The organism is Candidatus Arsenophonus nilaparvatae (genome assembly GCF_045346035.1).
Classification (GTDB): domain Bacteria; phylum Pseudomonadota; class Gammaproteobacteria; order Enterobacterales; family Enterobacteriaceae; genus Arsenophonus; species Arsenophonus nilaparvatae.
This window is the reverse complement of the sequence record NZ_CP158507.1, coordinates 2,978,303-3,002,466: the sequence shown is the minus strand read 5'-3', so window position 1 is coordinate 3,002,466 and position 24,164 is coordinate 2,978,303. Positions and strand designations below refer to the sequence as shown.

The following is a 24,164-nucleotide window of genomic DNA, read 5'->3' as shown; positions in this document are numbered from 1 at the left end:
TAAATAAATATGAGTTTAACCTCTGTTAGTGAATATTTGCTGACATCAAACGATCTTAATCATCAACATCTGCAAGATGTTTTACAATCACTTGCCGAGCGACATTTAGATTATGCCGATCTCTATTTTCAATCGAGTTGTCATGAAGCATGGGGATTGGAAGACGGAATTATTAAAAGAGGATCCTACAATATTGATCAGGGTGTAGGTATTCGCGCTATTCGTGATGATAAAACCGGATTTGCTTATGCCGATCAGATAACTTTACAGGCACTACAGCAAAGTGCTAATGCGGCTCGAAGCATTGTAAATCAGACAGGGAAGGGCAAAGCATGTCTAATTAGTAAGGTTAATTTTAAACATTTATATTCTGCGATTGATCCTATACAAACAATGAGCCCGGAAGAGAAAATCGCATTGTTGCAGCGTGTTGATCAAGTTGCCCGAGCCGAAGATCCTCGTGTGCAAGAGGTCGATGTAACGCTATCTGGTGTTTATGAACATGTTCTGGTCGTAGCAACAGATGGCACGTTAGCGGCTGATATTCGTCCATTAGTACGCTTATCTGTCAGTGTGTTAGTGGAACATGACGGCAAGCGTGAGCGTGCTGGTAGTGGTGGCGGTGGGCGCTATGGTTACCAATATTTTCTTGAAACAGAGCAAAGTGAAGTTCGGGCGGAATATTATGCTCGAGAGGCTGTCCGCATAGCATTGGTTAATCTTACCGCAATTGCTGCACCGGCAGGCACAATGCCTGTGGTACTCGGTGCTGGTTGGCCAGGTGTTTTACTACACGAGGCAGTCGGCCACGGTCTTGAAGGTGATTTTAATCGGCGTGGCACATCTATTTTTAGTGGAAAAGTAGGTCAACAAGTTGCTTCACCACTTTGTACCGTGGTTGATGATGCCACTCTAGTCGGTCGTAGAGGATCTTTAGCCATCGATGATGAAGGTGTACCGGGACAATATAATGTCTTGATTGAAAATGGTATTTTAAAAGGTTATATGCAAGACAAAATGAACGCTCGTTTGATGGGGGTTGTGCCAACCGGTAATGGTCGGCGTGAATCTTATGCGCATTTGCCGATGCCTCGTATGACAAATACTTATATGTTAGCCGGACAATCAACCCCGGCAGAGATAATAGCCAGTGTTGATCGTGGTATTTATGCACCTAATTTTGCTGGTGGGCAAGTTGATATTACTTCGGGCAAATTTGTTTTTTCGACTGCGGAAGCCTATTTGATCGAAAAAGGGAAAATCACAAAGCCGATAAAAGGAGCAACATTAATTGGCTCCGGGCGAGAAGCAATGCAGCAGATTTCAATGGTTGGTAATGATCTCAAACTTGATAGCGGGATTGGTGTTTGCGGCAAAGAAGGGCAAAGCGTTCCTGTTGGTGTGGGCCAACCCACATTAAAGCTCGATAGTATGACGGTTGGTGGAACAGCATAATAAATTTTTGGATGATTGGATGAATAAAAAAATTGTTATCTTGCTAATATTAGCCATATTAATAGGGGCAGGAGTTTACTTTAAATGGCATAGTCGGCAGCAGGCAGACATAATAGGGCAAACAGTAGCGCCCACGGTTGTCCATAATATTGACAAGTTAACCGCACAGCAAAATGTGGTTAATTATCTAAGGCAATACCATCGATTACCAGACTTTTATATTACAAAAAGAAAAGCACGACAAAGTGGTTGGGATCCAAGGGCAGGTAATTTATGTCAAGTTGTGCCGGGTAAAGCGATTGGTGGCGATAGATACAACAACAGAGAAAAATTGCTACCTGCTGCTCCAGATCGCCAATGGTATGAAGCCGATATCAATTATCACTGTGGTCATCGAGCTAGTGATAGATTGCTTTATTCATCAGATGGATTGATTTATGTGACGTTAGATCATTATAAAACCTTTTCAAGAGTGAATTAAATGATGCATTGTGTTGAATTTGATTTTCGTGAAATAGACAATCTGAATGACTTTTATCAAAAAGCGATATTGGTTTTTGAATTACCAAAATGGTTTGGCCAAAATTTGGATGCACTTTGGGATATGTTGACTGGTGGAATTGCTTTACCGGTAGAGGTTATTTTTTCTCATATAAATGAATATCAGTTAACAGAATTTGCTGAGCTGATAACGGTTTTTAGAGAAGCTGAACAAACATTGGGAGGGCAATTCATATTTCATTGCCGAGCCTCCCAATCTAATCCAGCTTAGGCACTTTCAGATAGTGTCTTTAGGTATTGAAAGAGTTGGCGATAGGCTTTAGCCGGTTTATTTGCCTCTCTTTCTTTTTTACAGTTACGAATTAAGGTCCGTAGCTGTTGACGATCAGCTAAGGGAAATAAACGTATTACATCTTCAATTGCATTATCGCCATTCTCTAATAATTGATTACGTAAAGCTTCAAGTTTATGTAATATGGCGATTTGTTGATTGTGCCGATTTTTTAGCTTATCCAACGCGTCATAAATAGGTTGAGGATCTTGCGCTCTGAGTAATTTACCAATAAATTGTAGCTGGCGTCGTCGCCCTTCACGCTTAATTTTTTGCGCTAATTCAACAGCTGCTAGTAGTTCATCATTAAGGGGGATACGTTCTAGTTCATGTTTACTAAGTTCAACCAGTTCTGCTCCCAGCTTTTTTAGCGCTTCGGCATCACGCTTGATTTCGCTTTTACTGACCCAGATGATTTCATCCTTATCGATATTATCGGCGTTATCATCGAACCAGTTATCGGGCTGTTTTGCCATCGCGGTTTTCCTCTTAGCAAGACGTCGGATTATTTTATTTCAGAATAATCTGTCGTCTGGTATGTTAACATCTTATCTCTATTGTAACTGGGAAAATAGATTTAATGCTATAGAGGATTTATTTTCTGCTGAAGATAGGTATTGGTTGAGTTGATTTTATTTTCTATTTTTGGATGATATCAATGAGTTTGACGGAACAGGTTTTATTACAACGTAAACAATTAGAAGAAACAGTTGCCTATGCATTATCAATCGCCAAAAAGAGTTGTGATGCAGCTGAAGTGGCTATTAATAAATCAACAGGTATCAGTGTAAGTACACGTTTTGGTGAAACTGAAAATATTGAATTTAATAGTGATGGTGCTCTTGGCATTACGGTTTATCATAAACAACGTAAAGGTAGTGCATCGTCCACTAATTTACATCCAGCAGCGATTAAGCGTACTGTGCAAGCGGCTATTGATATTGCACAGTATACTTCGGAAGATCCTTTTGCTGGTTTAGCAGACGCTGACCTTTTGGCTTATCAATCACCTGATTTAAAACTCTTTTATCCCTTTGATATTGATGCTGAAAAAGCGATCCAATTGGCAGGTCAAGCGGAGATGTCGGCTTTAAATGCGGATAAAAGAATTAAAAATACTGAAGGTGGAAGTTTTAATAGTCATTATGGCATTAGAGTGTTTGGTAATACTCACGGAATGCTACAGAGCTATTGCTCCAGTCGGCACTCAATGTCAAGTTGTGTGATTGCTCAGGAAAATGATGGAATGGAGCGCGATTATGCTTATTCCATTGCCCGTCGATTAGAGGATTTGCAATCACCTCAATGGGTTGGACAGGAGGCTGCTCGCCGAACTGTCGCCAGGCTTTCACCGCGTAAATTATCAACTATGAAGACACCGGTCATTTTTGCTGCTGAGGTAGCAACCGGTTTATTTGGTCACCTGGTTGGTGCGATTAGTGGTACAAGTATTTATCGTAGATCCTCTTTTTTATTAGACAGCCTCGGTAAGCAAATTTTTCCTTCTTGGCTAACCATTCAGGAGAAGCCACATCTGATTAGCGGACTAGCGTCATCTCCCTTTGATAGTGAAGGTGTGAACACTAGTCAACGTAATATTATTGAGCAAGGGATATTACAAACTTGGTTATTGATCAGTTATTCAGCACGTAAGCTTGGCTTGCAGAGTACTGGTCATGCTGGTGGTATTCATAACTGGCATATTGCCGGCCAGGGGTTAGATTTTGCTGCTTTATTGCGAGAAATGGGGACGGGGTTAGTTGTTACTGAATTGATGGGGCAGGGAGTTAGCTCGGTAACGGGGGATTATTCTCGGGGAGCAGCCGGTTTTTGGGTTGAAAACGGCGTAATACAATATCCTGTCAGTGAAATTACTATTGCTGGCAATCTAAAACAGATGTGGGCTAATATTGTAACAATAGGCAACGATATTGAAACTCGCAGTAATATTCAATGTGGTTCGGTATTATTACCAGAAATGCATGTTGCTGGTCAGTAAATTTTGCTAATAATTGCTGTCGTTGAATGAGAAGATTTGGCCGGATTGAACGGTTAAAATGGTAGGCATTTACAGCAAGAGCAGAAATTACCTGATGACGGAGAAGTTATCGATGGGGTTGATGCCAACTCAGTAGCATTTTAGTGTGGCAGAATGACTTTTACTCAATTTGCCACAGTATATGAAATGACATTGAAAGAATAATAGTGTTAGCAGATATCGCGTAATTTTGAGGTAGTTGATAGCGGTGAAAAGTGGCTGTCTAATAACGTTGATTTAATTAAACTTTTTGAAAGAGACTGGTTAATCGTCTTCAAGTTTATGATGAAAAAGTTGAATAATTGCTGCTAGTGCCTGCTCTTCATCTGGACCGGTTACTTCAATATCGATATAACTACCTTGTTCTGAATCTAACATTAACATCGCTATAACACTATCTGCTTGAGCTTCTATATTATGGCAATTGCGCAATAGCACCGAAGATTCAAATTGTTGGATTAGTTCACAGAGCATCATTGCTGGCCTGGCATGCATACCCTGTTGATTTTTTATAATAATGCGGTGATAGACAGTCATGACTTTCTCTTTTCTAACGTCCGATGACGCGACTGAACATTTTTGCCTCTAGAACGAAAGTAATCAGCCAGTTGTTCGGCAACATATACTGAACGGTGTTTACCTCCGGTACAACCGATAGCAATCGTCAAATAGCTACGGTTATTAGATTCTAACATGGGTAACCATAATTCAAGATAACTACGTGTTTGATAGATAAAGTTATGCACTTCTGTGTGTCGGTCAAGAAAGGCAGCAACAGGACGATCGAGACCTGTCATAGGACGTAATTTAGGATCCCAATGTGGGTTAGGTAAAAAACGGACATCAAACACATAATCTGCATCGATCGGAATACCATGTTTAAAGCCAAAGGATTCGAAAACCATGGTCAATTCACGTTCCCGTTTACCTAATAAGCGTGCTCTAAGCATTTCAGCCAGTTCATGTACTGACATTTCAGAGGTGTCGATAACTAAATCTGCGCGTGAGCAGAGTGGCTCTAATAGATCATTTTCTTCATCAATAGCATTTTCTAATGATAAATTTTTATTGGAGAGTGGATGCAAACGGCGTGTATCACTATATCTTCTGATCAGCGTATTACGATCTGCATCAAGAAAAAGTAATTGTGGGGAAAAACTAGCCGGTAGATTTTTTAATGCATTCTCGAAAATTGTTGGGTTGTCTGGCATATTACGAACATCGATACTCACGGCCGCAGAAGTTTGTCGTTCAGCAAGTGAATTTGCTAATTCTGGCAGTAAAATAACGGGCAGATTGTCAACACAATAAAAACCCATATCCTCCAGTGCCCGTAGAGCAACTGATTTACCTGAACCAGAACGGCCACTGACTATCATCAGCACCATGAGTCATACCCCTTAAGTTTCTTCACAATGAAAATCATTATTTGGCTTAGATTTTTAGAAACCAGTTATTCAGTAATGATTTTATAGAGTTCATCATTACTTTGCGCAGCGCGTAAACGACGACATAGGTTCTTATCAGCTAACCGTTTGGCAATTAAAGAGAGAGTATGTAAATGTGTTTTACATTGCTCTGAAGGAACTAATAATGCAAACAGTAAATCGACTGACTGATTATCAATGGCATCAAAAGCAATAGGTTCATCTAAATGGAGAAAAACACCAACTGCGTCGGATGAATTGTTTTCATTTAATTTGCCATGTGGGATTGCAATACCTCCACCGATACCGGTTGTGCCGACTTTTTCACGGGTTAATAATGAGTCAAAAACGACACTTTCAGGTACATTCAGTGCAATTGCAGCAACTTCACTAATAATTTCTAGTGCTCGTTTTTTACTCGTACAATGTACATTATTTAGTGTACATGATGGTGTTAATACCGAGCTTAATGATAATTTTTTTTCACTGTTCATTGGATTTATTCACTTAGGGCAATTATACCAGATATCCATAATGAATATCTGGCATGAACGATACTAACATCGATAATCTACATTTAGTGTCATAGTGCCCTTATTGTTTAATAACACAGATTAATGTTGTTTCAATTTTTCTTTGTATTTAGTAAGCTGGCGCGCCATTTTTTCTACCATGGCATCAATTGCCGCATACATATCATCTTCTTGAGCAGAAGCATGTAGTTCTGCTCCATTTACTTTCGCCGTTGCCTCAGCAATTTGATTAAATTTCTGTACTTTTAAAATTATATGAATAGCATTGATATGGTCAAAATATTGTTCAAATTTTGAACACTTTTCTTCCACGGTTTGGCGTAATGCTTCGGTAATTTTAATATTTTGGCCAGTAATTTGAAATTCCATAGTATCTTCCTTCTCAGTTAATTCAAATCAGTTTTTTACGCTGATTCGAGGGTGGAATGGATAGAGACTCTCGATATTTAGCAACTGTACGACGAGCAATTTGAATACCCTGTTCTGCTAGTATGCTCGTTAATTTGTTATCACTCAAGGGTTTTGCAGGGTTCTCTGCCGCAATGAGTTTTTTTACTAGCGCGCGTATAGCGATAGAAGAGGCTTCTCCTCCGGTATCAGTGTTAACATGGCTAGAAAAAAAGTATTTCAGTTCAAAAATACCTCTTGGACTATGTAGATACTTTTGCGATGTGACACGGGAAATCGTCGATTCGTGCATATCAACCTGATAAGCAATATCCGCTAGTACCATAGGTTTCATATGCTCTTCACCATATTCAAAAAACTGTTGTTGATTTTCAACAATACATTGGGCAACTTTTAATAAAGTTTCATTACGACTTTCTAAACTTTTTATTAACCATTTTGCATCTTGTAAGTTATTACGGATGAATTGGTTATCTTCTTCATTATCAGAGTGTTTACCTAGAGAAGCATAATGTTGATTGATTTTTAAGCGTGGAATGTTTTCAGTATTTAGAGCTACTTGCCAGTCATTATCTATTTTGCGCACTAGAGCATCGGGGACAATATATTGTGGTTCATTAGTTTGAATGATTTGCCCAGGTTTAGGATCTAATCGTTGGATCATCGCGATAACTTCTTTCAAGGCCGTTTCTTTTAATTTGGTTTTTCGGCTAAGTTGCCGAAAATCACGATTGCCTAGTAATTCTAAATGGTCGTTAATTATCAGTTTAGCTTCTTTTAGAAAAGGAGTCTCGCGAGGTAACGCTGATAACTGAATTAGTAAGCAGTCTTTTAAATTTTTGGCTGCGACGCCAATCGGATCGAAGTGCTGGATCCGTTTTAATACAATTTCAACTTCTTCCTGGGTAATATCTGCTAGGGCTAAACCCGCGTAAATATCTTCAATAGTGGTGCTTAAATAGCCGGAATCGTCCACAGCATCAATAATGGCGGTAGCAATCGCGGCATCTATTTCAGTAAAAGGTGTTAATGATGCTTGCCAGGATAAATAATCTTGCAACGTTTGCAATGTTTCTCCTTGGTAGATAGGAAAATCATTGTCACTAAAATTATTGGTTAGAGTTGGATAGTTATCTGAGGGGTAAATTTCTTCCCAATTAGTATCTAAAGGTAATTCGCTTGGCACATCATTTTGTTCGATGGCGTCAAAACTATCTAGTGCCGTTGGCTCGTTATCATTAATATCTGATGTTTCAATTTCCTGGTAGAGGTCATCTTGTTCAAGTAAAGGATTGCTTTCAAGAGCTTGCTGAATTTCGTGTTGAAGTTCTAATGTTGAAAGTTGCAACAAACGAATAGCTTGTTGTAGCTGTGGTGTCATAGCCAACTGCTGACTGAGTCGGAGTTGCAAACTCTGTTTCATAAAATTGGCTTAGCCTCTTGGGAATAACATAATAAAAAAATTTACCAACTTTAATTAGTCACGGTTAGAGGCGGAAACCTTCTCCCAAATAGACACGTTTGACTTGTTCATTTTCTAAAATCGCTTTAGGAGTTCCATGAGCGATAAGATGACCTTGACTGACAATGTAAGCACGTTCACAGACATCTAATGTCTCTCTCACATTGTGATCGGTTATTAATACGCCTAAACCATAATCTCTCAAGTGTTGGATTATTTTTTTTATATCTAATACTGAAATCGGATCAACACCAGCAAAAGGTTCATCTAAAAGAATAAATTTAGGATCAGCCGCTAATGCCCGGGCTATTTCTACCCGGCGACGCTCCCCGCCAGAAAGTGATTGACCGAGGTTATTTCGCAAATGAGTAATACTAAACTCTTCCATCAATTCTTCGGCACGTTGCTGTTTTTCTTCGAATGTTAAATCTTTACGAATTTCTAATACAGCCATCAGATTATCGTAAACGTTTAGTCGGCGAAATATTGAGGCTTCTTGTGGTAAATAACCTATTCCCCTACGAGCCCGTTCGTGAAGCGGCAGCAAACTAATATCTTCATCGTCGATAGCAATTTTTCCAGTATCACGAGGAACGATACCAACTACCATATAAAAGGTTGTCGTTTTACCTGCACCGTTTGGCCCAAGTAAACCAACGATTTCACCTGAACTGACCTCCAGGCTAACGTCTTCAACAACCTTGCGGTTTTTGTATGTTTTTGCCAAATGTTTCGCAGTTAATTTCGCCATTTTTTATTATTTACTCTTACTATTATTTGTACTTTTTACCCCAGGGCCTTTTTCTTGTAATTGGGAAGGTAACAGTATGGTCGTTACTCGTTTCCCTTTATCACTAAATGCTTCCATTTGTTGGGTTGGGACTAAATAGGTAATTTTGTCACCTTTAATATTGCTATCTAGTTGTTCAAGGTAAGCATTACCCGTTAGGATGACCAGCTCTTTTTCCATTTCATAACGTATTTTGTCGCTGTGACCTTTGATCGGTTTACCATCATCTTGTAATTGATAGAAATTGGCTGGTGTACCATAGGCTTCGACAACCATCTTTTTGGCATCGCCGTTCGGACGGGTGACAACAACTTTATCAGCTCGAACATCTATAGAACCTTGTTTTATGACAACATTTTCTGTAAATGTGGTAATATTTTTTTCTAAATCAAGTGACTGTTTAACTGAATCAATCTGAATGGGTTGTTGAGAATCACTTTTCAGCGCTATTGCTGGCAAGCTTAATATGAATATTGAACTAGTCAATGCTACATTAATGAAGATTTTTTTTGCCAATATCATTTAGTTGTTTCCTTCGGGAGCTGTTTGCTTATTGGGGATTTCATAATAGGTTTTAACATCTTCAATTAATTCAGCGGTATGCGTTCTCATATTACCGCGCATTTTCATACCCACTGATCGTAAACCGATACCAATTACTGTGACTTTATCATCAGATGAAACATCCTGGGTAATTAGGTTAACGATGGCATTTTCCGTCAAAATTTTTTGTAAATCTGAAGTTGGATTTAAGCTATTTACTTGAACATTACCATATAAATAAAGCATGTTGTCGTTGGTTAATTTGGCTTTATTAGAGCGTACGGCCCAAGAGGGGATACTTTTTGGGTCATAAGTTGTTAATACTGGATTAATAAACCAGCTGGTTTTATTACTCGAAAAGTGGTGCGTCTCATCCGTTATCAGCTTATAGGCCAATTTACCCATTGGATCATAGACATGGGTAATGGCATTACCAGTTTGATAATTTGGTTGGCTGTTATCAACCATAGCGGGTGCTTTTGATTGATTAAAATCAGCTAAGTTCCAGCCAATAAGCGCTAAAACAATTAGTGTTAATATAATGTTAAGCCAAAACTTAAATTTGCTCATCGTTGTTTCATTTTTGCCTATATTGATAAACCGTGGGCATTTTCTATCTTATCTTGAGCAAGCAGGATCAGATCACAAATTTCACGTACCGCACCTTTGCCGCCTGCTTGATATGTAACATAATGCGCTTTACTTAACAACATTGGATGCGCGTCAGCTACAGCAACCGAAAGCCCTATCTGCGACATGACCGGCCAGTCAATTAAATCATCACCAATATAAGCAATCTGTTGAGGTTGGAGTTTTAATCGGGTTATCAGATCATTATAAGCTAATTTTTTTTCACTTTGCCCTTGGTAAAGATAATTAATACCGAGTGTTTTGGCACGATCTTCCAATAATTTAGCTTTACGACCAGTAATAATGGCAACTTCAATTGCAGAGGTCAGTAAACAACGGATACCATAACCATCTTTTACATTGAATGCTTTTAGTTCTTCTCCATTATTTCCCATATAAATTAAGCCATCTGTCATGACACCATCAACATCACAAATTAGTAATTTTATAAGACGTGCTTTTTCAACGATATGTTGGTCTATTGGGCCATAACAGGTTGTGATTTTATTATCATTATTCATGTATTATTTCCAATAATTATATGATGCCAGCTTGCAAAAGATCATGCAGATGAATAACACCAATAAGTGTATCTGCTTTTGCCACCAGTAAGGAAGTAATATGGTGGTGTTGCATCAAATTTAAGGCGTCAATCGCTAGCATATCGGGTTTTACCCTAATACCACCGGCTGTCATTACATCGGTAATTTTGGCATTATTTAAGTCAATATTCATTGCAAATACGCGTCGTAAGTCACCATCGGTAAAAATACCTTCAATTTGCATTTCTTCATTACAAATCACAACCATACCTAGTTTTTTGCGAGTAATTTCCACTAATGCTTGCTGTAATGTTGCCTGTTTCATGACATTTGGAATATTTTTCCCAGTATGCATTAGGTCACTCACTCTTAATAAAAGTTTGCGGCCCAATGTGCCACCTGGATGAGAAAGTGCAAAATCTTCAGCAGTAAAACCCCGCGCTTCAAGTAAAGCGACCGCAATAGCATCTCCCATAACTAACATCGCGGTTGTGCTTGTTGTTGGCGCTAGACCTAATGGACAAGCTTCCAGCGGTACTTTGATACAAAGGTGAAAATCTGCCGCTTTTCCCATGCTACTAGCAGGATTTTTTGTCATACAAATTAACGCAATGTGTTGGCGTTTTAACACTGGAATCAGTGCTAATATTTCATTTGACTCACCGGAATTAGAAATAGCCAGAACAATATCTTGACGACTAATCATGCCTAAATCACCATGACTAGCTTCTCCTGGATGGACAAAAAAAGCCGGTGTTCCTGTACTGGCTAATGTGGCTGCAATTTTACGGCCAATATGGCCTGATTTACCCATCCCCATAACAACGACTTTGCCAGTACATTTGAAAATCAGTTCACAAGCTTGGTTAAAATCATCATTGATATATTGCTCCAAATTGGCAAGCCCGCTACGTTCAATCTCCAATACCTTCTTCGCTGTTTTTTGAAAATCAATTTCAGACATTTTTATTCCCCAATTTGATATAACTAATTTAATTATATGGGTTAATAGATGTTTAGTAAGACTCGTTTTTTCATATCACTCGCTTTGTATTACTTGTCATCAATATATTATCCGTACGTTGTATTATTAGAAAAAATAGCATTTTTCACTATGATGACATTTGAAAATTTGTTTATTGTGACGATGAAATGAACAAAAGTAAAATTGGCAATAATATTGATAGCGAATATATGCTAGTTTTTAGGTAATATGTTCCATACTGAGTAAATATACTTAAATGATAATTAGACAGAAAGGCTATTATCGTCATGAAGAAGTCTGTAGATAATATCATAGAAATCAAAGATATGTCTTTTATTCGGGGTCAACGGCTGATTTTTACCGATATGAGCTTGACGATCCCCAGGGGAAAAATTACGGCAATCATGGGGCCATCAGGTATTGGAAAAACAACGTTGCTACGTTTGATTGGTGGACAATTACAGCCAGATAAGGGAGAAATTTGGTTTGATGGTGTTAATATTCCAACACTATCACGCGCGGAACTTTATGCTGCTCGCAAGAAAATGAGTATGTTGTTTCAGTCAGGTGCCTTGTTTACAGATATGAATGTTTTTGACAATGTTGCTTTCCCTTTACGTGAACATACTGTTTTAGCAGCAGAAATTATTCGAACAGTGGTCATGATGAAACTAGAAGCAGTCGGGTTGAGAGGTGCGGCTAATCTTATGCCAGCTGAACTATCAGGTGGTATGGCGCGACGAGCAGCATTGGCACGCGCTATTGCCCTTGATCCACAATTAATTCTATTTGATGAACCTTTTGTTGGGCAAGATCCGATAACCATGGGAGTTTTGGTTAAACTTATTGATGAACTTAATCATGCATTAGGTATTACTTGTGTTATTGTTTCTCACGATGTGCCAGAAGTGTTGAGCATAGCGGATAAAGCTTATATTGTTGCGGAGCAACATGTTATTGCTGAAGGTACAGCGAAAGAATTGCAACAAAATAAGGATGCGCGGGTTAGGCAGTTTCTTGATGGTATAGCAGATGGTCCGGTACCATTTAAGTTTCCGGCAGGAAATTATGCAGCAGATTTATTAGGGTGATGGGATGATACTAATTGATACATTAGCCGCATTAGGCCATCGTTCACTAGCTATGGTGGCGACATTTGGTCGTGCTGGCTATTTGTTATGTCGGGCCTTATTTGGCAAACCTGAATTTGCAAAACAATGGCCATTATTAATAAAACAGCTCTACAATGTAGGAGTCTTATCTTTATTAATTATTGCTGTATCGGGATTATTCATTGGCATGGTACTTGGTTTACAAGGATATTTAGTCTTGACCATGTTTAGTGCTGAATCCAGTCTTGGCATGATGGTCGCTCTTTCTCTATTAAGGGAACTAGGACCAGTGGTGACCGCACTTTTATTTGCTGGCAGAGCAGGTTCTGCATTAACGGCAGAAATAGGGTTGATGAAAGCAACAGAGCAGATCTCTAGTTTGGAAATGATGGCGGTTGATCCATTACGTCGAGTTATTGCGCCACGTTTTTGGGCCGGACTGATCAGTATGCCATTACTGGCACTAATTTTTGTCGCCGTAGGCATATTAGGTGGTGCGCTAGTCGGTGTTGATTGGAAAGGAATTGATGAAGGCTTTTTTTGGTCATCGATGCAATCTGCTATTGAGTGGAAAAAGGATATTCTCAACTGTTTTATTAAAAGTGTGGTATTCGCTTTTACAGTCAGCTGGATAGCTTTATTTAATGGTTATGATGCCATCCCAACATCGGAAGGGATAAGTCGTGCAACAACCAGAACCGTTGTTCATTCTTCATTAGCTGTGTTGGGTTTAGATTTTGTGCTTACTGCACTGATGTTTGGGAATTAATTCATGCAAAGTAAGAAAAGTGAAATTCTAGTTGGACTATTTGTTTTGATTGCATTAGCTGCAATTGTCTTTTTATGTTTAAAAGTTGCAGATATTAAATCATTTGGTAATCAACCAACTTATAAAGTTACTGCTTCTTTTACCAATGTAGGCGGATTGAAAGTAAACTCGCCGGTAAAAATAGGTGGTGTGGTGGTTGGCCGAATAGTCGATATTATGTTAGATAAGAAAACTTATACGCCACGTGTTACCTTAGCGATTTTTAGTCAATATGATAATATTCCTGATAACAGCTCATTGTCGATACTTACTGCGGGATTATTAGGTGAGCAGTTTTTAGCACTTAATGTGGGTTTTTATGATCCGGATATGGGAATTACCTTTCTTAAGGACGGTGGACGCATCGAAGATACTAAACCGGCCATAATATTGGAAGATTTAATTGGGCAATTCTTATATAGAAGTGGCGATCCTAATCGTTCGAATAGAGCAAGCTCAGTTTCCTGAAATAACGAAAAATCTTCCACGACACCATGATGAACAATCTAATATGATAAGAAAAGGAACCTATTTTATGTTTAAACGTTTCTTAATAGTGGCTTTGTTAGTGGTTGCTCCATTTGCGATGGCGATAGATCAAACCAATCCATATAAACTGATGCAAGAAGCCGCTGCTAAAACTTTTACTCGCTTAAAAAATGAGCAGCCTATGATCCGGCAAAATCCAGATTACTTACGCAGGGTTGTTCGTGAAGAACTTATGCCTTATGTACAAATTAAGTATGCAGGAGCATTAGTCTTAGGATCTTATTATAGTAGTGCAACTCCGTCACAACGGGATGCTTATTTTCAGGCGATTGAAGCCTATTTGGAACAAGCTTATGGGCAAGCTTTAGCAATGTATCATGGGCAACAATATCAAATTGCGCCTGAACAACCACTGGGTGATAGGAATGTGGTTGCTATTCGGGTAACAATTACCGATCCACAGGGCCGACCACCTGTACGTCTTGATTTTCAATGGCGTAAAAATAGCAAAACTGGCTATTGGCAGGCTTATGATATGATTACTGAAGGTGTTAGTTTAATTACAACTAAACAAAACGAATGGGCTAATATTTTACGTACTAAAGGTATTGACGGCTTGACACAAGTGTTGCTCAATAGTGCAAAAAATCCCATTACGCTGGAAAATAAAAAATCATGATACCCATGTTGACTTGGGAGCAGAAAGGTCAAATGTTGATTTTAACCGGTGAGCTTGATCGTGATACTCTACCCGCTTTTTGGCAACAGAGAAATCAGTTGCTAAAAGGTATTAATGCGATTAATGTTTCTCAGTTATCTCATATCGATTCTACCGGACTCGCTATGTTTATTAGGTTAAAATCAGAACAGCAGTCAGAGAATAAATGGGTATTTGAAGGTATTAGTGAGCGTTTTAAGACCCTTATTAGGCTTTATAAACTTGAGGATTTTATGAACTAATTGGGTCATAAATTTTAAAAATAGTTTATATATAAAGCAAACGCTCTTGTGCATTTTTATGCCAAGGGCGTTTTGTTTGATTTGCAGCAGATGATAGATCGATTAGGATAGATGGATTGTCTTTTAATGTTAGAATTGAGTTTAATTATGGATACAAATGAAATAAAGCAAGTATTAATAGAACAATTGAAACTTGATGAAGTGATTGTCAATGGCGAAGGTAGTCATTTTCAAATAATTGCTGTTGGTGAAATGTTTGACGGTATGAGTCGGGTTAAGCAGCAGCAAGTGATTTATGCACCACTAATGGAATATATTGCAGATAATCGGATCCATGCATTATCAATTAAAGCTTATACCCCCGCGGAATGGAAAAGAGATCGTAAGCTTAATGGTTTTTAAGACTATACTTTTGCATTAATAATATAAATATTACTCATAGAGAATTTCTAGATGGACAAGTTTCGATTGAAGGGGCCAACCCGTTTGATGGGAGAGGTCTCGATTTCTGGTGCAAAAAATGCGGCACTACCGATATTGTTTGCATCGCTTTTAGCAGAAGAACCCGTTGAATTACAAAATGTTCCAAAGCTAAAAGATATTGATACAACAATTGAATTACTTAATCAGTTAGGTACAAAAGTTGAGCGTAATGGCGCTATTTTTGTTGACGCACGTGGTATTAATAAATTTTGTGCTCCTTATGAATTAGTCAAGACGATGCGTGCATCTATTTGGGCTTTGGCGCCATTAGTGGCTCGTTTCGGTCAAGGCCAAGTATCTTTACCGGGAGGATGTGCGATTGGTGCGCGTCCAGTTGATTTACATATTGCCGGGCTTGAACAACTTGGTGCCAAAATTACCTTAGATGAAGGTTATGTTAAAGCATCGGTCGATGGTCGTTTGCAAGGCGCCAATATTGTTATGGATAAAGTTAGTGTCGGCGCCACCGTGTCTATTATGACGGCTGCAACTCTGGCAGAGGGAAAAACCGTTATTGAAAACGCAGCTCGTGAACCTGAAGTTGAAGACACAGCCAGCTTTTTAAATTCATTAGGGGCAAAGATCACGGGTGCAGGTACAGACAGCATTATTATTGAAGGAGTTGTGCGCTTAGGTGGTGGTATTTATCGAATTTTACCTGATCGGATTGAAACAGGTACATTTCTGGTTGCAGCTGCTATCTCTGGAGGTAAAGTAATCTGTCGCAATACTAAACCAGCTACATTGGATGCAGTATTAGCTAAATTACGTGAGGCGGGTGCAGAGATTGAAATTGGCGAGGATTGGATCCAGCTGGATATGCATGGTAAGCGGCCAAAAGCAGTGACTATCAGAACAGAACCGCATCCAGGCTTTCCAACCGATATGCAGGCACAATTTAGCTTACTTAATTTAGTGGCTGAAGGTGTTAGTACAATAACAGAAACTATTTTTGAAAATCGTTTTATGCATATCCCTGAGTTAATTCGTATGGGAGCCCATGCGGAAATAGAAGGAAATACCGTTGTTTGTCATGGTGTTGAACAACTTATGGGTGCCCAAGTCATGGCTACCGATTTACGGGCATCTGCTAGTTTAGTACTTGCTGGATGTATTGCGAAAGGAAAAACGACTGTTGATCGGATTTATCATATCGATAGGGGATATGAGAAAATAGAAGAGAAGCTACGTAGTTTAGGGGCCAATATAGAACGTATTACTGCAAAGAAAATATAACCTGCTATTTTACTAAGGTAAAAATCAGTAGCTTTGTTAGACTGCTGATTCTTACTTATTGTAGTAATGATTTACCTTCTTTGTACTCTTCAATTTTAACGTGGACAGTCATTGTTTTTTCGTTGCGCAGTAGTGTGACAGGGACGATACTGCCCGGACTAATTTCAGCAACTTGATCCATTGTTTCCGCAGCCGAGATAACCGGTTGATCATTAACAGAAATAATAATATCACCGACTTGAATACCAGCATTTTCTGCCGGGCCATTTGCCGCGACCTGAAAAATACGTAGCCCTTTAATTTGATTAATATCGTTATTGTTAGAGCGAATACGGGGTAAGTCCCGCGCAGTGATACCGATAAAACCACGGATCACTCTCCCATCACGAATAAGTTTTTCCATAATTTTAGTTGCTAATTCTGTTGGAATAGCAAAACCTAATCCCTCAGGCGTAAAACCATTTTCTGAATGATCAAATGAGAGTGTATTAATTCCCATCAATTTACCTTCAGTATTAATTAGCGCTCCGCCTGAATTTCCATGATTAATAGACGCATCGGTTTGTAGAAAATTCTGTCGGCGGGTAGGACTTAGCCCTACCCGTCCAGTGGCGCTAATAATTCCTTGTGTCACTGTTTGTCCTAAATTATAGGGGTTACCGATGGCTAACACGATATCGCCAACGCGCGCTTTACGTTGTGGGTTAATCGGAATCACAGGAAGATTTTCGGCGTCTATTTTTAAAACAGCCAAGTCTGTTAAGCTATCTGAGCCAACGATGAGTGCGTCAAAAATTAATCCATCAGGCAGTGCAATCTGAATTTGATCCGCGTTATTAACGACATGTCTGTTGGTAATAATATAACCGTTACTGCTCATAATGACACCAGAGCCTAATGCAGTTAATTCGCGCCCATTTTGGGAAAAACTACCGGTCCCGCTGCTATAAACATAGACAACTGCCGGTGCTGCTCTACGTACCGCTTTACTATAACTAATTGGTTGCTCATCTTTTTTACCGTCAAGGAGGTCAGTGAGTCCTTTTGGGCGTATAGATGGAATAGCCATTAGCAAAATAGTAGCGATAACAAGCCCTACAATGACAGCACGAAAAAGCTTGATGAACATAGTAAGTATTCTGTAATAAAAGATAAACGAGATAATAAAATAGCAGGATACCATAAATACAAACAGGTACGATAGTTAACAGTACCTGTTTGCTGGGTGATTAATTGAATATATTATTACCGCGAAGTAATAAATAGATATTTTGATCACCACGTAAAATATTTAATGCTAAAGCAGTAGGTTTAGTTTCAATAATTTTACGCAGTTGATTAATATTTTCTATCCGTTGTTCGTTGGCACTAATAATAAGATCACCTTTTGCCAGGCCAAGCATGGCTGCAGGTGAATTAGACGAAACGCTATCGACCTTAACACCTTTAGTGCCTTTGATTGTACTATTGCTTAAAGTGGCTCCCATTAGTGACGTGGTTAAAACTTCGGCTTTCGTACTGCTAGAATCACTATCTTCTAAGGTAACATTCACTTCCATTGGCTTGCCTTTACGTAGTAGACCGATGGTGATCTGCTTACCGATTTCACTAGTGCCAATTTTAGCTCTCAATTCAGCGAAGCTATTGATATATTTGTTATTAATCGAAACCAAAATATCACCAGATTGAATGCCTGCTTTAGCTGCTGCAGAATTTGGTATCACTTCACTGACAAATGCCCCTTTTTGCACATCAATCTTCAATGCTTTCGCTACATCAGAAGTCATTTCAGTGCCTTTGATCCCTAGCAATCCACGTTTTACTTCACCATGTTTGATAATTTGATCACTAAGAGATTTAGCCATATTGGATGGAATGGCAAAGCCAATACCAATATTACCCCCACCAGGCGCTAAAATAGCGGTATTAATACCAATTAGTTCACCATTGAGATTAACTAATGCGCCACCTGAGTTACCTCTATTAATAGAAGCGTCAGTTTGAATAAAATTTTCCAGACCTTCTACATTTAAACCACTACGACCCAATGCAGAAATAATGCCTGATGTTGCTGTTTGACCTAAACCGAAAGGGTTACCAACAGCAACAGCAAAATCACCAACTCGCAGTTTATCGGAGTCAGCTATTTTAATCGCCACTAAGTTCAATTTTTTCAGATTTACTGTACTTGAATCTTTGATTTGTAATAGGGCGATATCTGTTTGTGGATCACGGCCGATAAGCTTAACGTCAATTTCTCTGCCATCATTAAGCTGAATTTGGATGCTATTAGCATTATCGATGACATGGTTATTAGTTAGGATATAACCTTTTTCAGCATCAATAATAACCCCGGAGCCTAATCCTTCAAAAGGGCGAACACTTTGTTGTTGTGAGGGAAAATTGGGCCCAAAAAAGAATTTAAATTCTTCGGGTAGCTGTTGATTTTGAACACGTGTTCCAGATACGCGAATACTAACTACGGCAGGAAGTACTTTTTCTAGCATCGGTGCTAGGCTAGGTAATTCTTGACCAGATGATAAAGCAATTGGTGGCATTGATGCAGCATGACTTACTGCAGGTATACTTATGAGTGAAAGACTGATACTCATAGCTAATATAGTTAAAAAATGTTTCTCTTTTTTCATCATGAATTCAATTCTCATACATACCTAATTTATTTAAGGTAATTTGCTATCCTGGATAGAAAAGGCCTCAGCAGGTTTAAGACTTTAAATTATGCAAAAAAGTTCAGCCAACAGATAGTAGTAATCGTTTTTTTACATGTATTTACATGATATTAATTTTTTACAACAAAATAACTCTATCAGGTGGATACGCTATCATCAAAATTAGGTAAAGATGCAATTTTATTAATATATCAAACCTAATTTACTTTCTTTTTTCTTTTATTGTGCGAAATAAGCCAGAAGAACCTTCAGAGTAATCTTTAGGTGGTAAATTAACTGGAGCTTGATCATTGTCTGATTCTGATTCAGTCAAACGATAGTTAAAAGGGTTGTTTTGTATTGGCATATCAGGCATCAATTCATGAGAACTTTTTGCCATATGCTGGTAGAGTTGACGATAATCTTGCGCCATGTTATCGAGTAACTCTGCACTACGCGCAAAATGGCTGACCAATTCTTTACGATATTCTTCCAATTCATGGTTTTTCTTTTCAAGTTCAGCTTGTAAAGCTTGTTGGTTACGTAGCTTGGTATTGCCGAAGCGAACTACTAGTGCACCAATAATGAAACCTACAATTAGACCGATTAGTGCATATTCCCAAGTCATGTTGACTCCTTCATTAACAAAACAACATTTATTTTCATAGAAATAGATTCACAGTATAGCAGTCACTATACCTGTTAAAAGGCTATAAGTGAAAGTGGGAAAAGTTATTGCTAATGATTTCATAGTATTTTGCGGTATTAAAGTAGTAAAGATTATCGATATAATGTTTATGATTGGTTTCATTGGTCAATTAAATTATGACATTTTTAAGGAGTATCACGTTGATGGCATTGTTGACTCCCACTAAACTTTACCAACAGTTTTTGGCTACCGGTGATTATCAATTTGATGAGGTGCAAAGTAAGGCGATAGCACGTTTAGATATTATTCATCATCAGTTGCTTAATAAAACATCCCAGTTATCATTGAAAAATAAAATTGGCCAATTATTTGCTAAGAAACTTCATACAAATCGTGAGCCTGTGCAGGGATTATATATGTGGGGAGGTGTCGGCCGAGGTAAAACTTGGCTGATGGATCTCTTTTATCAGAGTTTACCGGATGGCAGAAAATTACGCTTACATTTTCATCGTTTCATGTGGCGAGTGCAGAATGAAATGATTGAGTTACAAGGTCAGCCAGATCCATTGGAAATTATTGCTGATAGATTTAAAAGACAGACCGATGTTTTATGCTTTGATGAGTTTTTTGTCTCTGATATCACTAATGCCATGATTTTGGCAACGTTATTGAAAGCTTTATTTGCCAGAGGCATTTGCTTAATAGCAACGTCTAATATTCATCCAGATGAACTCTATCGAAATGGATTGCAACGAACACGTTTTCTACCTGCGATCGAACAAATTAAAAAATATTGTGACATTATCAATGTTGATGCAGGTATTGATTATCGTTTACGTACCTTGAAGCAAGCTGGTCTTTATCTTACGCCAATTGATGAAGCGAACTGCAATCGTATGGATGAGATATTTATTAAATTAGCTGGCAAATCTGGAGTTAGGTTTCCTATTCTTGAAATTAATCATCGTACTATGCCGGCAATCTGTACCGCAGAAGGCATCTTATCGATTGAATTTAAGGTATTATGTGAAGATGCACGTAGTCAAAATGACTATATCGTCTTAGCAAAAGATTATCATATGGTACTACTGTATAATGTTTTGTTGATGTCAGAACTGCATGAAGATGTAGCCAGGCGTTTTCTCGCTCTGATTGATGAGTTTTATGAACGAAAAGTTAAGTTGATTATTAATGCTGAGGTAGCAATGGATAAACTTTACCAAGGGCATTTGTTACGTTTTGAATATCAACGCTGTTTATCAAGATTGCAAGAAATGCAGAGTGAGGAATACCTAAAATTACCTCATATAGCTTGATTAGTGGGTAATAATACAATAAATTGACGAGAAATTTATTTTTTGGGTCGATTTTTGGCAAAAATTTCTCTATAATCTTGCCACCCCACGTTACAGCAAGTTTTTTATTTCCCAAAAATCTTGCATTAATGTCAGTTTGACTACTCGAAGGGGTAGGATTTATTGGACAAAAATTAGCGTGAACATACTGAAGTATTTTTATAAAATATGAGTGTTTGCCAACATGTAACTTATATATGGGTAAGCTTTAATGAAAACTTTTACAGCTAAACCAGAAACCGTAAAACGCGACTGGTACGTTGTTGATGCAGATGGAAAAACTTTAGGCCGTCTTGCAACTGAAATTGCTCGTCGTTTGCGCGGCAAGCATAAAGCGGAATATACTCCGCATGTCGATACTGGTGATTACATCATTGTTGTTAATGCAAAAAAAGTTGCTGTTACTGGTAACAAGCGTGAAGACAAAATCTACTATCGCCATACTGGTTATATCGGTGGTATCAAACAAGCGACCTTCGAAGAAATGATTGCCCGTCACCCTGAGCGTGTAATTGAAATTGCGGTTAAAGGTATGCTACCCAAAGGACCTCTTGGTCGTGCGATGTACCGTAAAATGAAAGTTTATGCGGGTAGTGATCACAACCACGCGGCACAGCAGCCGCAAGTTCTTGACATTTAATCGGGATGGATATAGGCAATGGCTGAAAATCAATACTACGGCACTGGTCGCCGCAAAAGCTCTTCCGCACGTGTCTTCATTAAGTCAGGTAGCGGTAATATTACTATCAATCAACGCAGCTTAGAAGAATATTTTGGCCGCGAAACGGCGCGAATGGTTGTTCGCCAACCGTTAGAATTGGTTGATATGTTGCAGAAACTGGATCTATACATTACCGTTAAAGGTGGTGGGATTTCTGGTCAAGCAGGTGCAATCCGTCATGGTATTACACGTGCATTGATGGGATATGACGAGACACTACGTTCAGAATTACGTAAAGCTGGGTTTGTTACTCGTGATGCGCGTTCTGTTGAGCGTAAGAAAGTGGGACTGCGTAAAGCACGTCGTCGTCCACAATACTCTAAACGTTAATTTTTTGTTTTTACAACAAATTAGTAATAAAAAGCCCGCCTTTAGGCGGGTTTTTAGCATGTTATAAATTTATATTATCTTGCGATTATTAATTTAATTTTTTTTGTTATTAATTTTTTCAATAAAAAATTGCTTTAATTTTGTACATTTATCATAAAATCTTGTCAAACTTTCCCCCATATTGAACAAAATCTGATAGACTATAGGCCATTATTTTCTTATCTATTTCTCACCTGATTTGGTGGAAATAACATGTATTAATTGTAGTTTAATAAATAAAGGTCAAATGTCTGTTAACCGAGTAAATTGGTTCACTAGCATTTTAAACATGTAAGAATGGCCTGATTAATTATATTATGGCTGTTTATTCTTTTTTAATAAAACTTGGAGGTTTTCATGGCTGTCGCTGCCAACAAACGTTCGGTAATGACACTGTTTTCCGGCCCGACCGACATATTTAGCCATCAAGTGCGGATCGTATTGGCAGAAAAGGGCGTGAGCGTTGAGATTGAGAATGTTGAAGCGGGTAATTTGCCTCAAGATTTGATTGATCTAAATCCTTACCAAACAGTACCAACGCTGGTTGATAGAGAATTAACATTGTATGATTCCCGTGTTGTTATGGAATATCTTGATGAACGCTTTCCGCATCCACCATTGATGCCTGTTTATCCCGTTGCTCGTGGTAATAGTCGTTTGATGATACATCGGATAGACAAGGATTGGTATTCTTTGATGTATAAGATTGAAAATAAGGATCCTCAAGCTGATGCTGCCCGTAAGCAGTTAAGGGAGGAACTGATAGCAATCTCGCCAATTTTTAAAGAAAGACCGTTTTTTATGAGCGAAGAATTTAGTCTAGTTGATTGCTATTTAGCTCCCCTTTTATGGCGTTTACCTTACTGGAAGATCGACATCCCTAAAGGAAAAGAAACAGAGGGTATTCGTTCTTATATGGAACGTGTATTTGAGCGAGACTCTTTCCTTGCTTCATTAACTGAAGCTGAGCGTGAGATGCTTTTATCTACCACAGGTTAATTTATTATGGAATTGTTAGGAATGTCGCCACGTCGTCCTTACCTTCTTAGGGCTCATTATGAATGGCTTCTCGACAATAATATGACACCCCATTTAGTTGTGGATGTTAATATTTTTGGCGTAAATGTACCGATGGAATATGCGAATAAAGGACAGATTATTTTAAATATTACACCTTCTGCTGTCGGTAATTTAGAACTGACTAATGAAATTGTCAGCTTCAATGCCCGTTTTGGTGGCGTTCCTCGCCATGTTGAAGTACCTATGAGCGCTATTATTGCTATCTATGGGCGCGAAAATGGAGCAGGAATGATGTTTGAACCTGAGCCAGAATATGAGGATGGTGCAGGTAATTCTATTGCTCAAAGTGAAAATTTAGTACTGGTTAGTGATACTGAGTTGTCAAACGAAGCGCAAGAAATAACGTCGATTTCATCTTCTGATGATGAGCCGCCGATGCCACCGAAAGGACGCCCGACGCTACGTGTTATAAAATAAGGTATCTCATGATTGAGGGGGAGTATCAAATACTGCCCTTTTTTCTTTTTTAAATCTATATTTTTTGTTTATTAAATTTTTATTTATCTGATAATTATAAAATTTCGTTTATAAATTAATTCATTATTCATGAAAATCTAAATGTAAATTATCCCTCATAATGTATGTTAG

General features: G+C 38.4%; 30 protein-coding genes. 16 read left to right on the top strand and 14 right to left on the bottom strand.

Annotated features, from left to right (window positions below; all coding sequences use genetic code 11):
- Positions 1 to 9 precede the first annotated feature (9 nt).
- The 3 genes from tldD to WH390_RS13975 are packed head-to-tail and all read left to right on the top strand — an operon-like array spanning position 10 to position 2,227.
- Positions 10 to 1,455, top strand: coding sequence for a metalloprotease TldD (tldD, locus tag WH390_RS13985; RefSeq protein ID WP_032115654.1), 1,446 nt, complete (start codon positions 10 to 12; stop codon positions 1,453 to 1,455).
- A 19-nt stretch (positions 1,456 to 1,474) separates the two neighbouring features.
- A complete protein-coding gene (locus WH390_RS13980) occupies positions 1,475 to 1,936 on the top strand; it encodes a ribonuclease domain-containing protein (RefSeq protein ID WP_032115655.1) in 462 nt (153 codons plus the stop codon).
- Positions 1,937 to 2,227: a barstar family protein gene (locus tag WH390_RS13975; RefSeq protein ID WP_238565690.1), complete on the top strand. Its 291-nt coding sequence runs from the start codon at positions 1,937 to 1,939 to the stop codon at positions 2,225 to 2,227. It begins immediately after the preceding gene.
- Here the strand turns inward: WH390_RS13975 and yjgA are convergent.
- Complete coding sequence (yjgA, locus tag WH390_RS13970) at positions 2,224 to 2,763, bottom strand: ribosome biogenesis factor YjgA (protein WP_032115656.1); 540 nt, start codon at positions 2,761 to 2,763, stop codon at positions 2,224 to 2,226. The genes WH390_RS13975 and yjgA overlap by 4 nt on opposite strands.
- A 182-nt stretch (positions 2,764 to 2,945) precedes the next feature.
- On the opposite strand from yjgA, the gene pmbA reads away from it, so the two are divergent.
- Complete coding sequence (pmbA, locus tag WH390_RS13965; RefSeq protein ID WP_032115657.1) at positions 2,946 to 4,286, top strand: metalloprotease PmbA; 1,341 nt, start codon at positions 2,946 to 2,948, stop codon at positions 4,284 to 4,286.
- 303 nt (positions 4,287 to 4,589) lie between these two features.
- On the opposite strand, the gene npr is transcribed toward pmbA, so the two are convergent.
- The 10 genes from npr to kdsD all read right to left on the bottom strand — a co-directional run bounded on the left by npr (position 4,590) and on the right by kdsD (position 11,624).
- Positions 4,590 to 4,862: a PTS phosphocarrier protein NPr gene (npr, locus tag WH390_RS13960; RefSeq protein ID WP_032115658.1), complete on the bottom strand. Its 273-nt coding sequence runs from the start codon at positions 4,860 to 4,862 to the stop codon at positions 4,590 to 4,592.
- A complete protein-coding gene (rapZ, locus tag WH390_RS13955; RefSeq protein WP_032115659.1) occupies positions 4,859 to 5,713 on the bottom strand; it encodes an RNase adapter RapZ in 855 nt (284 codons plus the stop codon). Before rapZ ends, npr begins: the two co-directional genes overlap by 4 nt.
- A gap of 65 nt (positions 5,714 to 5,778) precedes the next feature.
- Positions 5,779 to 6,246 (bottom strand): PTS IIA-like nitrogen regulatory protein PtsN, encoded by a 468-nt coding sequence (gene ptsN / locus WH390_RS13950; RefSeq protein WP_032115660.1) that lies wholly within the window; start codon positions 6,244 to 6,246, stop codon positions 5,779 to 5,781.
- A gap of 120 nt (positions 6,247 to 6,366) precedes the next feature.
- Positions 6,367 to 6,654, bottom strand: coding sequence for a ribosome hibernation promoting factor (gene hpf / locus WH390_RS13945; protein WP_032115661.1), 288 nt, complete (start codon positions 6,652 to 6,654; stop codon positions 6,367 to 6,369).
- Between the two features lie 22 nt (positions 6,655 to 6,676).
- Positions 6,677 to 8,116 (bottom strand): RNA polymerase factor sigma-54, encoded by a 1,440-nt coding sequence (rpoN, locus tag WH390_RS13940; RefSeq protein ID WP_032115662.1) that lies wholly within the window; start codon positions 8,114 to 8,116, stop codon positions 6,677 to 6,679.
- 64 nt (positions 8,117 to 8,180) lie between these two features.
- Entirely contained in the window at positions 8,181 to 8,906 is a 726-nt protein-coding gene (gene lptB, locus WH390_RS13935) for an LPS export ABC transporter ATP-binding protein (protein WP_032115663.1), read from the bottom strand.
- Positions 8,907 to 8,912: 6 nt separating this feature from the next.
- Entirely contained in the window at positions 8,913 to 9,467 is a 555-nt protein-coding gene (gene lptA / locus WH390_RS13930; RefSeq protein WP_052044899.1) for a lipopolysaccharide ABC transporter substrate-binding protein LptA, read from the bottom strand.
- Positions 9,468 to 10,058, bottom strand: coding sequence for an LPS export ABC transporter periplasmic protein LptC (lptC, locus tag WH390_RS13925; RefSeq protein WP_032115664.1), 591 nt, complete (start codon positions 10,056 to 10,058; stop codon positions 9,468 to 9,470).
- Between the two features lie 17 nt (positions 10,059 to 10,075).
- The gene (kdsC, locus tag WH390_RS13920; protein ID WP_032115665.1) at positions 10,076 to 10,639 is read right to left on the bottom strand and encodes a 3-deoxy-manno-octulosonate-8-phosphatase KdsC; all 564 of its coding nucleotides are present in this window, start codon (positions 10,637 to 10,639) and stop codon (positions 10,076 to 10,078) included.
- Positions 10,640 to 10,655: 16 nt separating this feature from the next.
- Entirely contained in the window at positions 10,656 to 11,624 is a 969-nt protein-coding gene (gene kdsD, locus WH390_RS13915; RefSeq protein ID WP_032115666.1) for an arabinose-5-phosphate isomerase KdsD, read from the bottom strand.
- 308 nt (positions 11,625 to 11,932) lie between these two features.
- Between kdsD and mlaF the strand changes: the two genes are divergently transcribed.
- The 7 genes from mlaF (at position 11,933) to murA (ending at position 16,733) form a co-directional block, all read left to right on the top strand.
- Positions 11,933 to 12,736 carry a phospholipid ABC transporter ATP-binding protein MlaF gene (gene mlaF, locus WH390_RS13910; RefSeq protein ID WP_032115667.1) on the top strand — a complete coding sequence of 268 codons (804 nt, stop codon included), beginning with the start codon at positions 11,933 to 11,935 and terminating at the stop codon, positions 12,734 to 12,736.
- A gap of 7 nt (positions 12,737 to 12,743) precedes the next feature.
- Positions 12,744 to 13,526 (top strand): lipid asymmetry maintenance ABC transporter permease subunit MlaE, encoded by a 783-nt coding sequence (mlaE, locus tag WH390_RS13905; protein WP_032115712.1) that lies wholly within the window; start codon positions 12,744 to 12,746, stop codon positions 13,524 to 13,526.
- Positions 13,527 to 13,529: 3 nt separating this feature from the next.
- Positions 13,530 to 14,033 carry an outer membrane lipid asymmetry maintenance protein MlaD gene (gene mlaD / locus WH390_RS13900; protein ID WP_032115668.1) on the top strand — a complete coding sequence of 168 codons (504 nt, stop codon included), beginning with the start codon at positions 13,530 to 13,532 and terminating at the stop codon, positions 14,031 to 14,033.
- Positions 14,034 to 14,100: 67 nt separating this feature from the next.
- On the top strand, positions 14,101 to 14,733 hold the full coding sequence (gene mlaC, locus WH390_RS13895; RefSeq protein WP_310511856.1) for a phospholipid-binding protein MlaC: 633 nt from the start codon (positions 14,101 to 14,103) through the stop codon (positions 14,731 to 14,733).
- Positions 14,730 to 15,014: a lipid asymmetry maintenance protein MlaB gene (gene mlaB, locus WH390_RS13890; protein ID WP_032115669.1), complete on the top strand. Its 285-nt coding sequence runs from the start codon at positions 14,730 to 14,732 to the stop codon at positions 15,012 to 15,014. Before mlaC ends, mlaB begins: the two co-directional genes overlap by 4 nt.
- A 147-nt stretch (positions 15,015 to 15,161) precedes the next feature.
- Entirely contained in the window at positions 15,162 to 15,416 is a 255-nt protein-coding gene (gene ibaG, locus WH390_RS13885) for a BolA family iron metabolism protein IbaG (protein ID WP_032115713.1), read from the top strand.
- Positions 15,417 to 15,467: 51 nt separating this feature from the next.
- Entirely contained in the window at positions 15,468 to 16,733 is a 1,266-nt protein-coding gene (murA, locus tag WH390_RS13880) for a UDP-N-acetylglucosamine 1-carboxyvinyltransferase (RefSeq protein ID WP_032115670.1), read from the top strand.
- 55 nt (positions 16,734 to 16,788) lie between these two features.
- On the opposite strand, the gene degS is transcribed toward murA, so the two are convergent.
- The 3 genes from degS to zapG all read right to left on the bottom strand — a co-directional run bounded on the left by degS (position 16,789) and on the right by zapG (position 20,030).
- Complete coding sequence (gene degS / locus WH390_RS13875) at positions 16,789 to 17,862, bottom strand: outer membrane-stress sensor serine endopeptidase DegS (protein WP_032115671.1); 1,074 nt, start codon at positions 17,860 to 17,862, stop codon at positions 16,789 to 16,791.
- A 100-nt stretch (positions 17,863 to 17,962) separates the two neighbouring features.
- Positions 17,963 to 19,381 (bottom strand): Do family serine endopeptidase, encoded by a 1,419-nt coding sequence (locus WH390_RS13870; protein ID WP_032115714.1) that lies wholly within the window; start codon positions 19,379 to 19,381, stop codon positions 17,963 to 17,965.
- A gap of 244 nt (positions 19,382 to 19,625) precedes the next feature.
- Complete coding sequence (zapG, locus tag WH390_RS13865) at positions 19,626 to 20,030, bottom strand: Z-ring associated protein ZapG (protein WP_032115672.1); 405 nt, start codon at positions 20,028 to 20,030, stop codon at positions 19,626 to 19,628.
- A gap of 224 nt (positions 20,031 to 20,254) precedes the next feature.
- Here zapG and zapE point away from each other — a divergent pair, with 224 nt between their 5' ends.
- The 5 genes from zapE to sspB all read left to right on the top strand — a co-directional run bounded on the left by zapE (position 20,255) and on the right by sspB (position 23,993).
- Entirely contained in the window at positions 20,255 to 21,367 is a 1,113-nt protein-coding gene (gene zapE / locus WH390_RS13860; RefSeq protein ID WP_032115673.1) for a cell division protein ZapE, read from the top strand.
- A gap of 250 nt (positions 21,368 to 21,617) precedes the next feature.
- Complete coding sequence (rplM, locus tag WH390_RS13855; RefSeq protein WP_032115674.1) at positions 21,618 to 22,046, top strand: 50S ribosomal protein L13; 429 nt, start codon at positions 21,618 to 21,620, stop codon at positions 22,044 to 22,046.
- A gap of 18 nt (positions 22,047 to 22,064) precedes the next feature.
- On the top strand, positions 22,065 to 22,457 hold the full coding sequence (gene rpsI, locus WH390_RS13850; RefSeq protein ID WP_032115675.1) for a 30S ribosomal protein S9: 393 nt from the start codon (positions 22,065 to 22,067) through the stop codon (positions 22,455 to 22,457).
- Between the two features lie 396 nt (positions 22,458 to 22,853).
- The gene (gene sspA / locus WH390_RS13845) at positions 22,854 to 23,495 is read left to right on the top strand and encodes a stringent starvation protein SspA (RefSeq protein WP_032115676.1); all 642 of its coding nucleotides are present in this window, start codon (positions 22,854 to 22,856) and stop codon (positions 23,493 to 23,495) included.
- Between the two features lie 6 nt (positions 23,496 to 23,501).
- On the top strand, positions 23,502 to 23,993 hold the full coding sequence (gene sspB / locus WH390_RS13840; RefSeq protein ID WP_032115677.1) for a ClpXP protease specificity-enhancing factor: 492 nt from the start codon (positions 23,502 to 23,504) through the stop codon (positions 23,991 to 23,993).
- The last annotated feature ends 171 nt before the right edge of the window (positions 23,994 to 24,164 follow it).

Bases quoted from the DNA above. Each gene is read 5' to 3' on its own strand.
- tldD (WP_032115654.1), top strand. From the start codon at position 10: ATGAGTTTAACCTCTGTTAGTGAATATTTGCTGACATCAAACGATCTT.
- WH390_RS13980 (WP_032115655.1), top strand. From the start codon at position 1,475: ATGAATAAAAAAATTGTTATCTTGCTAATATTAGCCATATTAATAGGG.
- WH390_RS13975 (WP_238565690.1), top strand. From the start codon at position 1,937: ATGATGCATTGTGTTGAATTTGATTTTCGTGAAATAGACAATCTGAAT.
- yjgA (WP_032115656.1), bottom strand. From the start codon at position 2,763: ATGGCAAAACAGCCCGATAACTGGTTCGATGATAACGCCGATAATATC.
- pmbA (WP_032115657.1), top strand. From the start codon at position 2,946: ATGAGTTTGACGGAACAGGTTTTATTACAACGTAAACAATTAGAAGAA.
- npr (WP_032115658.1), bottom strand. From the start codon at position 4,862: ATGACTGTCTATCACCGCATTATTATAAAAAATCAACAGGGTATGCAT.
- rapZ (WP_032115659.1), bottom strand. From the start codon at position 5,713: ATGGTGCTGATGATAGTCAGTGGCCGTTCTGGTTCAGGTAAATCAGTT.
- ptsN (WP_032115660.1), bottom strand. From the start codon at position 6,246: ATGAACAGTGAAAAAAAATTATCATTAAGCTCGGTATTAACACCATCA.
- hpf (WP_032115661.1), bottom strand. From the start codon at position 6,654: ATGGAATTTCAAATTACTGGCCAAAATATTAAAATTACCGAAGCATTA.
- rpoN (WP_032115662.1), bottom strand. From the start codon at position 8,116: ATGAAACAGAGTTTGCAACTCCGACTCAGTCAGCAGTTGGCTATGACA.
- lptB (WP_032115663.1), bottom strand. From the start codon at position 8,906: ATGGCGAAATTAACTGCGAAACATTTGGCAAAAACATACAAAAACCGC.
- lptA (WP_052044899.1), bottom strand. From the start codon at position 9,467: ATGATATTGGCAAAAAAAATCTTCATTAATGTAGCATTGACTAGTTCA.
- lptC (WP_032115664.1), bottom strand. From the start codon at position 10,058: ATGAGCAAATTTAAGTTTTGGCTTAACATTATATTAACACTAATTGTT.
- kdsC (WP_032115665.1), bottom strand. From the start codon at position 10,639: ATGAATAATGATAATAAAATCACAACCTGTTATGGCCCAATAGACCAA.
- kdsD (WP_032115666.1), bottom strand. From the start codon at position 11,624: ATGTCTGAAATTGATTTTCAAAAAACAGCGAAGAAGGTATTGGAGATT.
- mlaF (WP_032115667.1), top strand. From the start codon at position 11,933: ATGAAGAAGTCTGTAGATAATATCATAGAAATCAAAGATATGTCTTTT.
- mlaD (WP_032115668.1), top strand. From the start codon at position 13,530: ATGCAAAGTAAGAAAAGTGAAATTCTAGTTGGACTATTTGTTTTGATT.
- mlaC (WP_310511856.1), top strand. From the start codon at position 14,101: ATGTTTAAACGTTTCTTAATAGTGGCTTTGTTAGTGGTTGCTCCATTT.
- mlaB (WP_032115669.1), top strand. From the start codon at position 14,730: ATGATACCCATGTTGACTTGGGAGCAGAAAGGTCAAATGTTGATTTTA.
- ibaG (WP_032115713.1), top strand. From the start codon at position 15,162: ATGGATACAAATGAAATAAAGCAAGTATTAATAGAACAATTGAAACTT.
- murA (WP_032115670.1), top strand. From the start codon at position 15,468: ATGGACAAGTTTCGATTGAAGGGGCCAACCCGTTTGATGGGAGAGGTC.
- degS (WP_032115671.1), bottom strand. From the start codon at position 17,862: ATGTTCATCAAGCTTTTTCGTGCTGTCATTGTAGGGCTTGTTATCGCT.
- WH390_RS13870 (WP_032115714.1), bottom strand. From the start codon at position 19,381: ATGAAAAAAGAGAAACATTTTTTAACTATATTAGCTATGAGTATCAGT.
- zapG (WP_032115672.1), bottom strand. From the start codon at position 20,030: ATGACTTGGGAATATGCACTAATCGGTCTAATTGTAGGTTTCATTATT.
- zapE (WP_032115673.1), top strand. From the start codon at position 20,255: ATGGCATTGTTGACTCCCACTAAACTTTACCAACAGTTTTTGGCTACC.
- rplM (WP_032115674.1), top strand. From the start codon at position 21,618: ATGAAAACTTTTACAGCTAAACCAGAAACCGTAAAACGCGACTGGTAC.
- rpsI (WP_032115675.1), top strand. From the start codon at position 22,065: ATGGCTGAAAATCAATACTACGGCACTGGTCGCCGCAAAAGCTCTTCC.
- sspA (WP_032115676.1), top strand. From the start codon at position 22,854: ATGGCTGTCGCTGCCAACAAACGTTCGGTAATGACACTGTTTTCCGGC.
- sspB (WP_032115677.1), top strand. From the start codon at position 23,502: ATGGAATTGTTAGGAATGTCGCCACGTCGTCCTTACCTTCTTAGGGCT.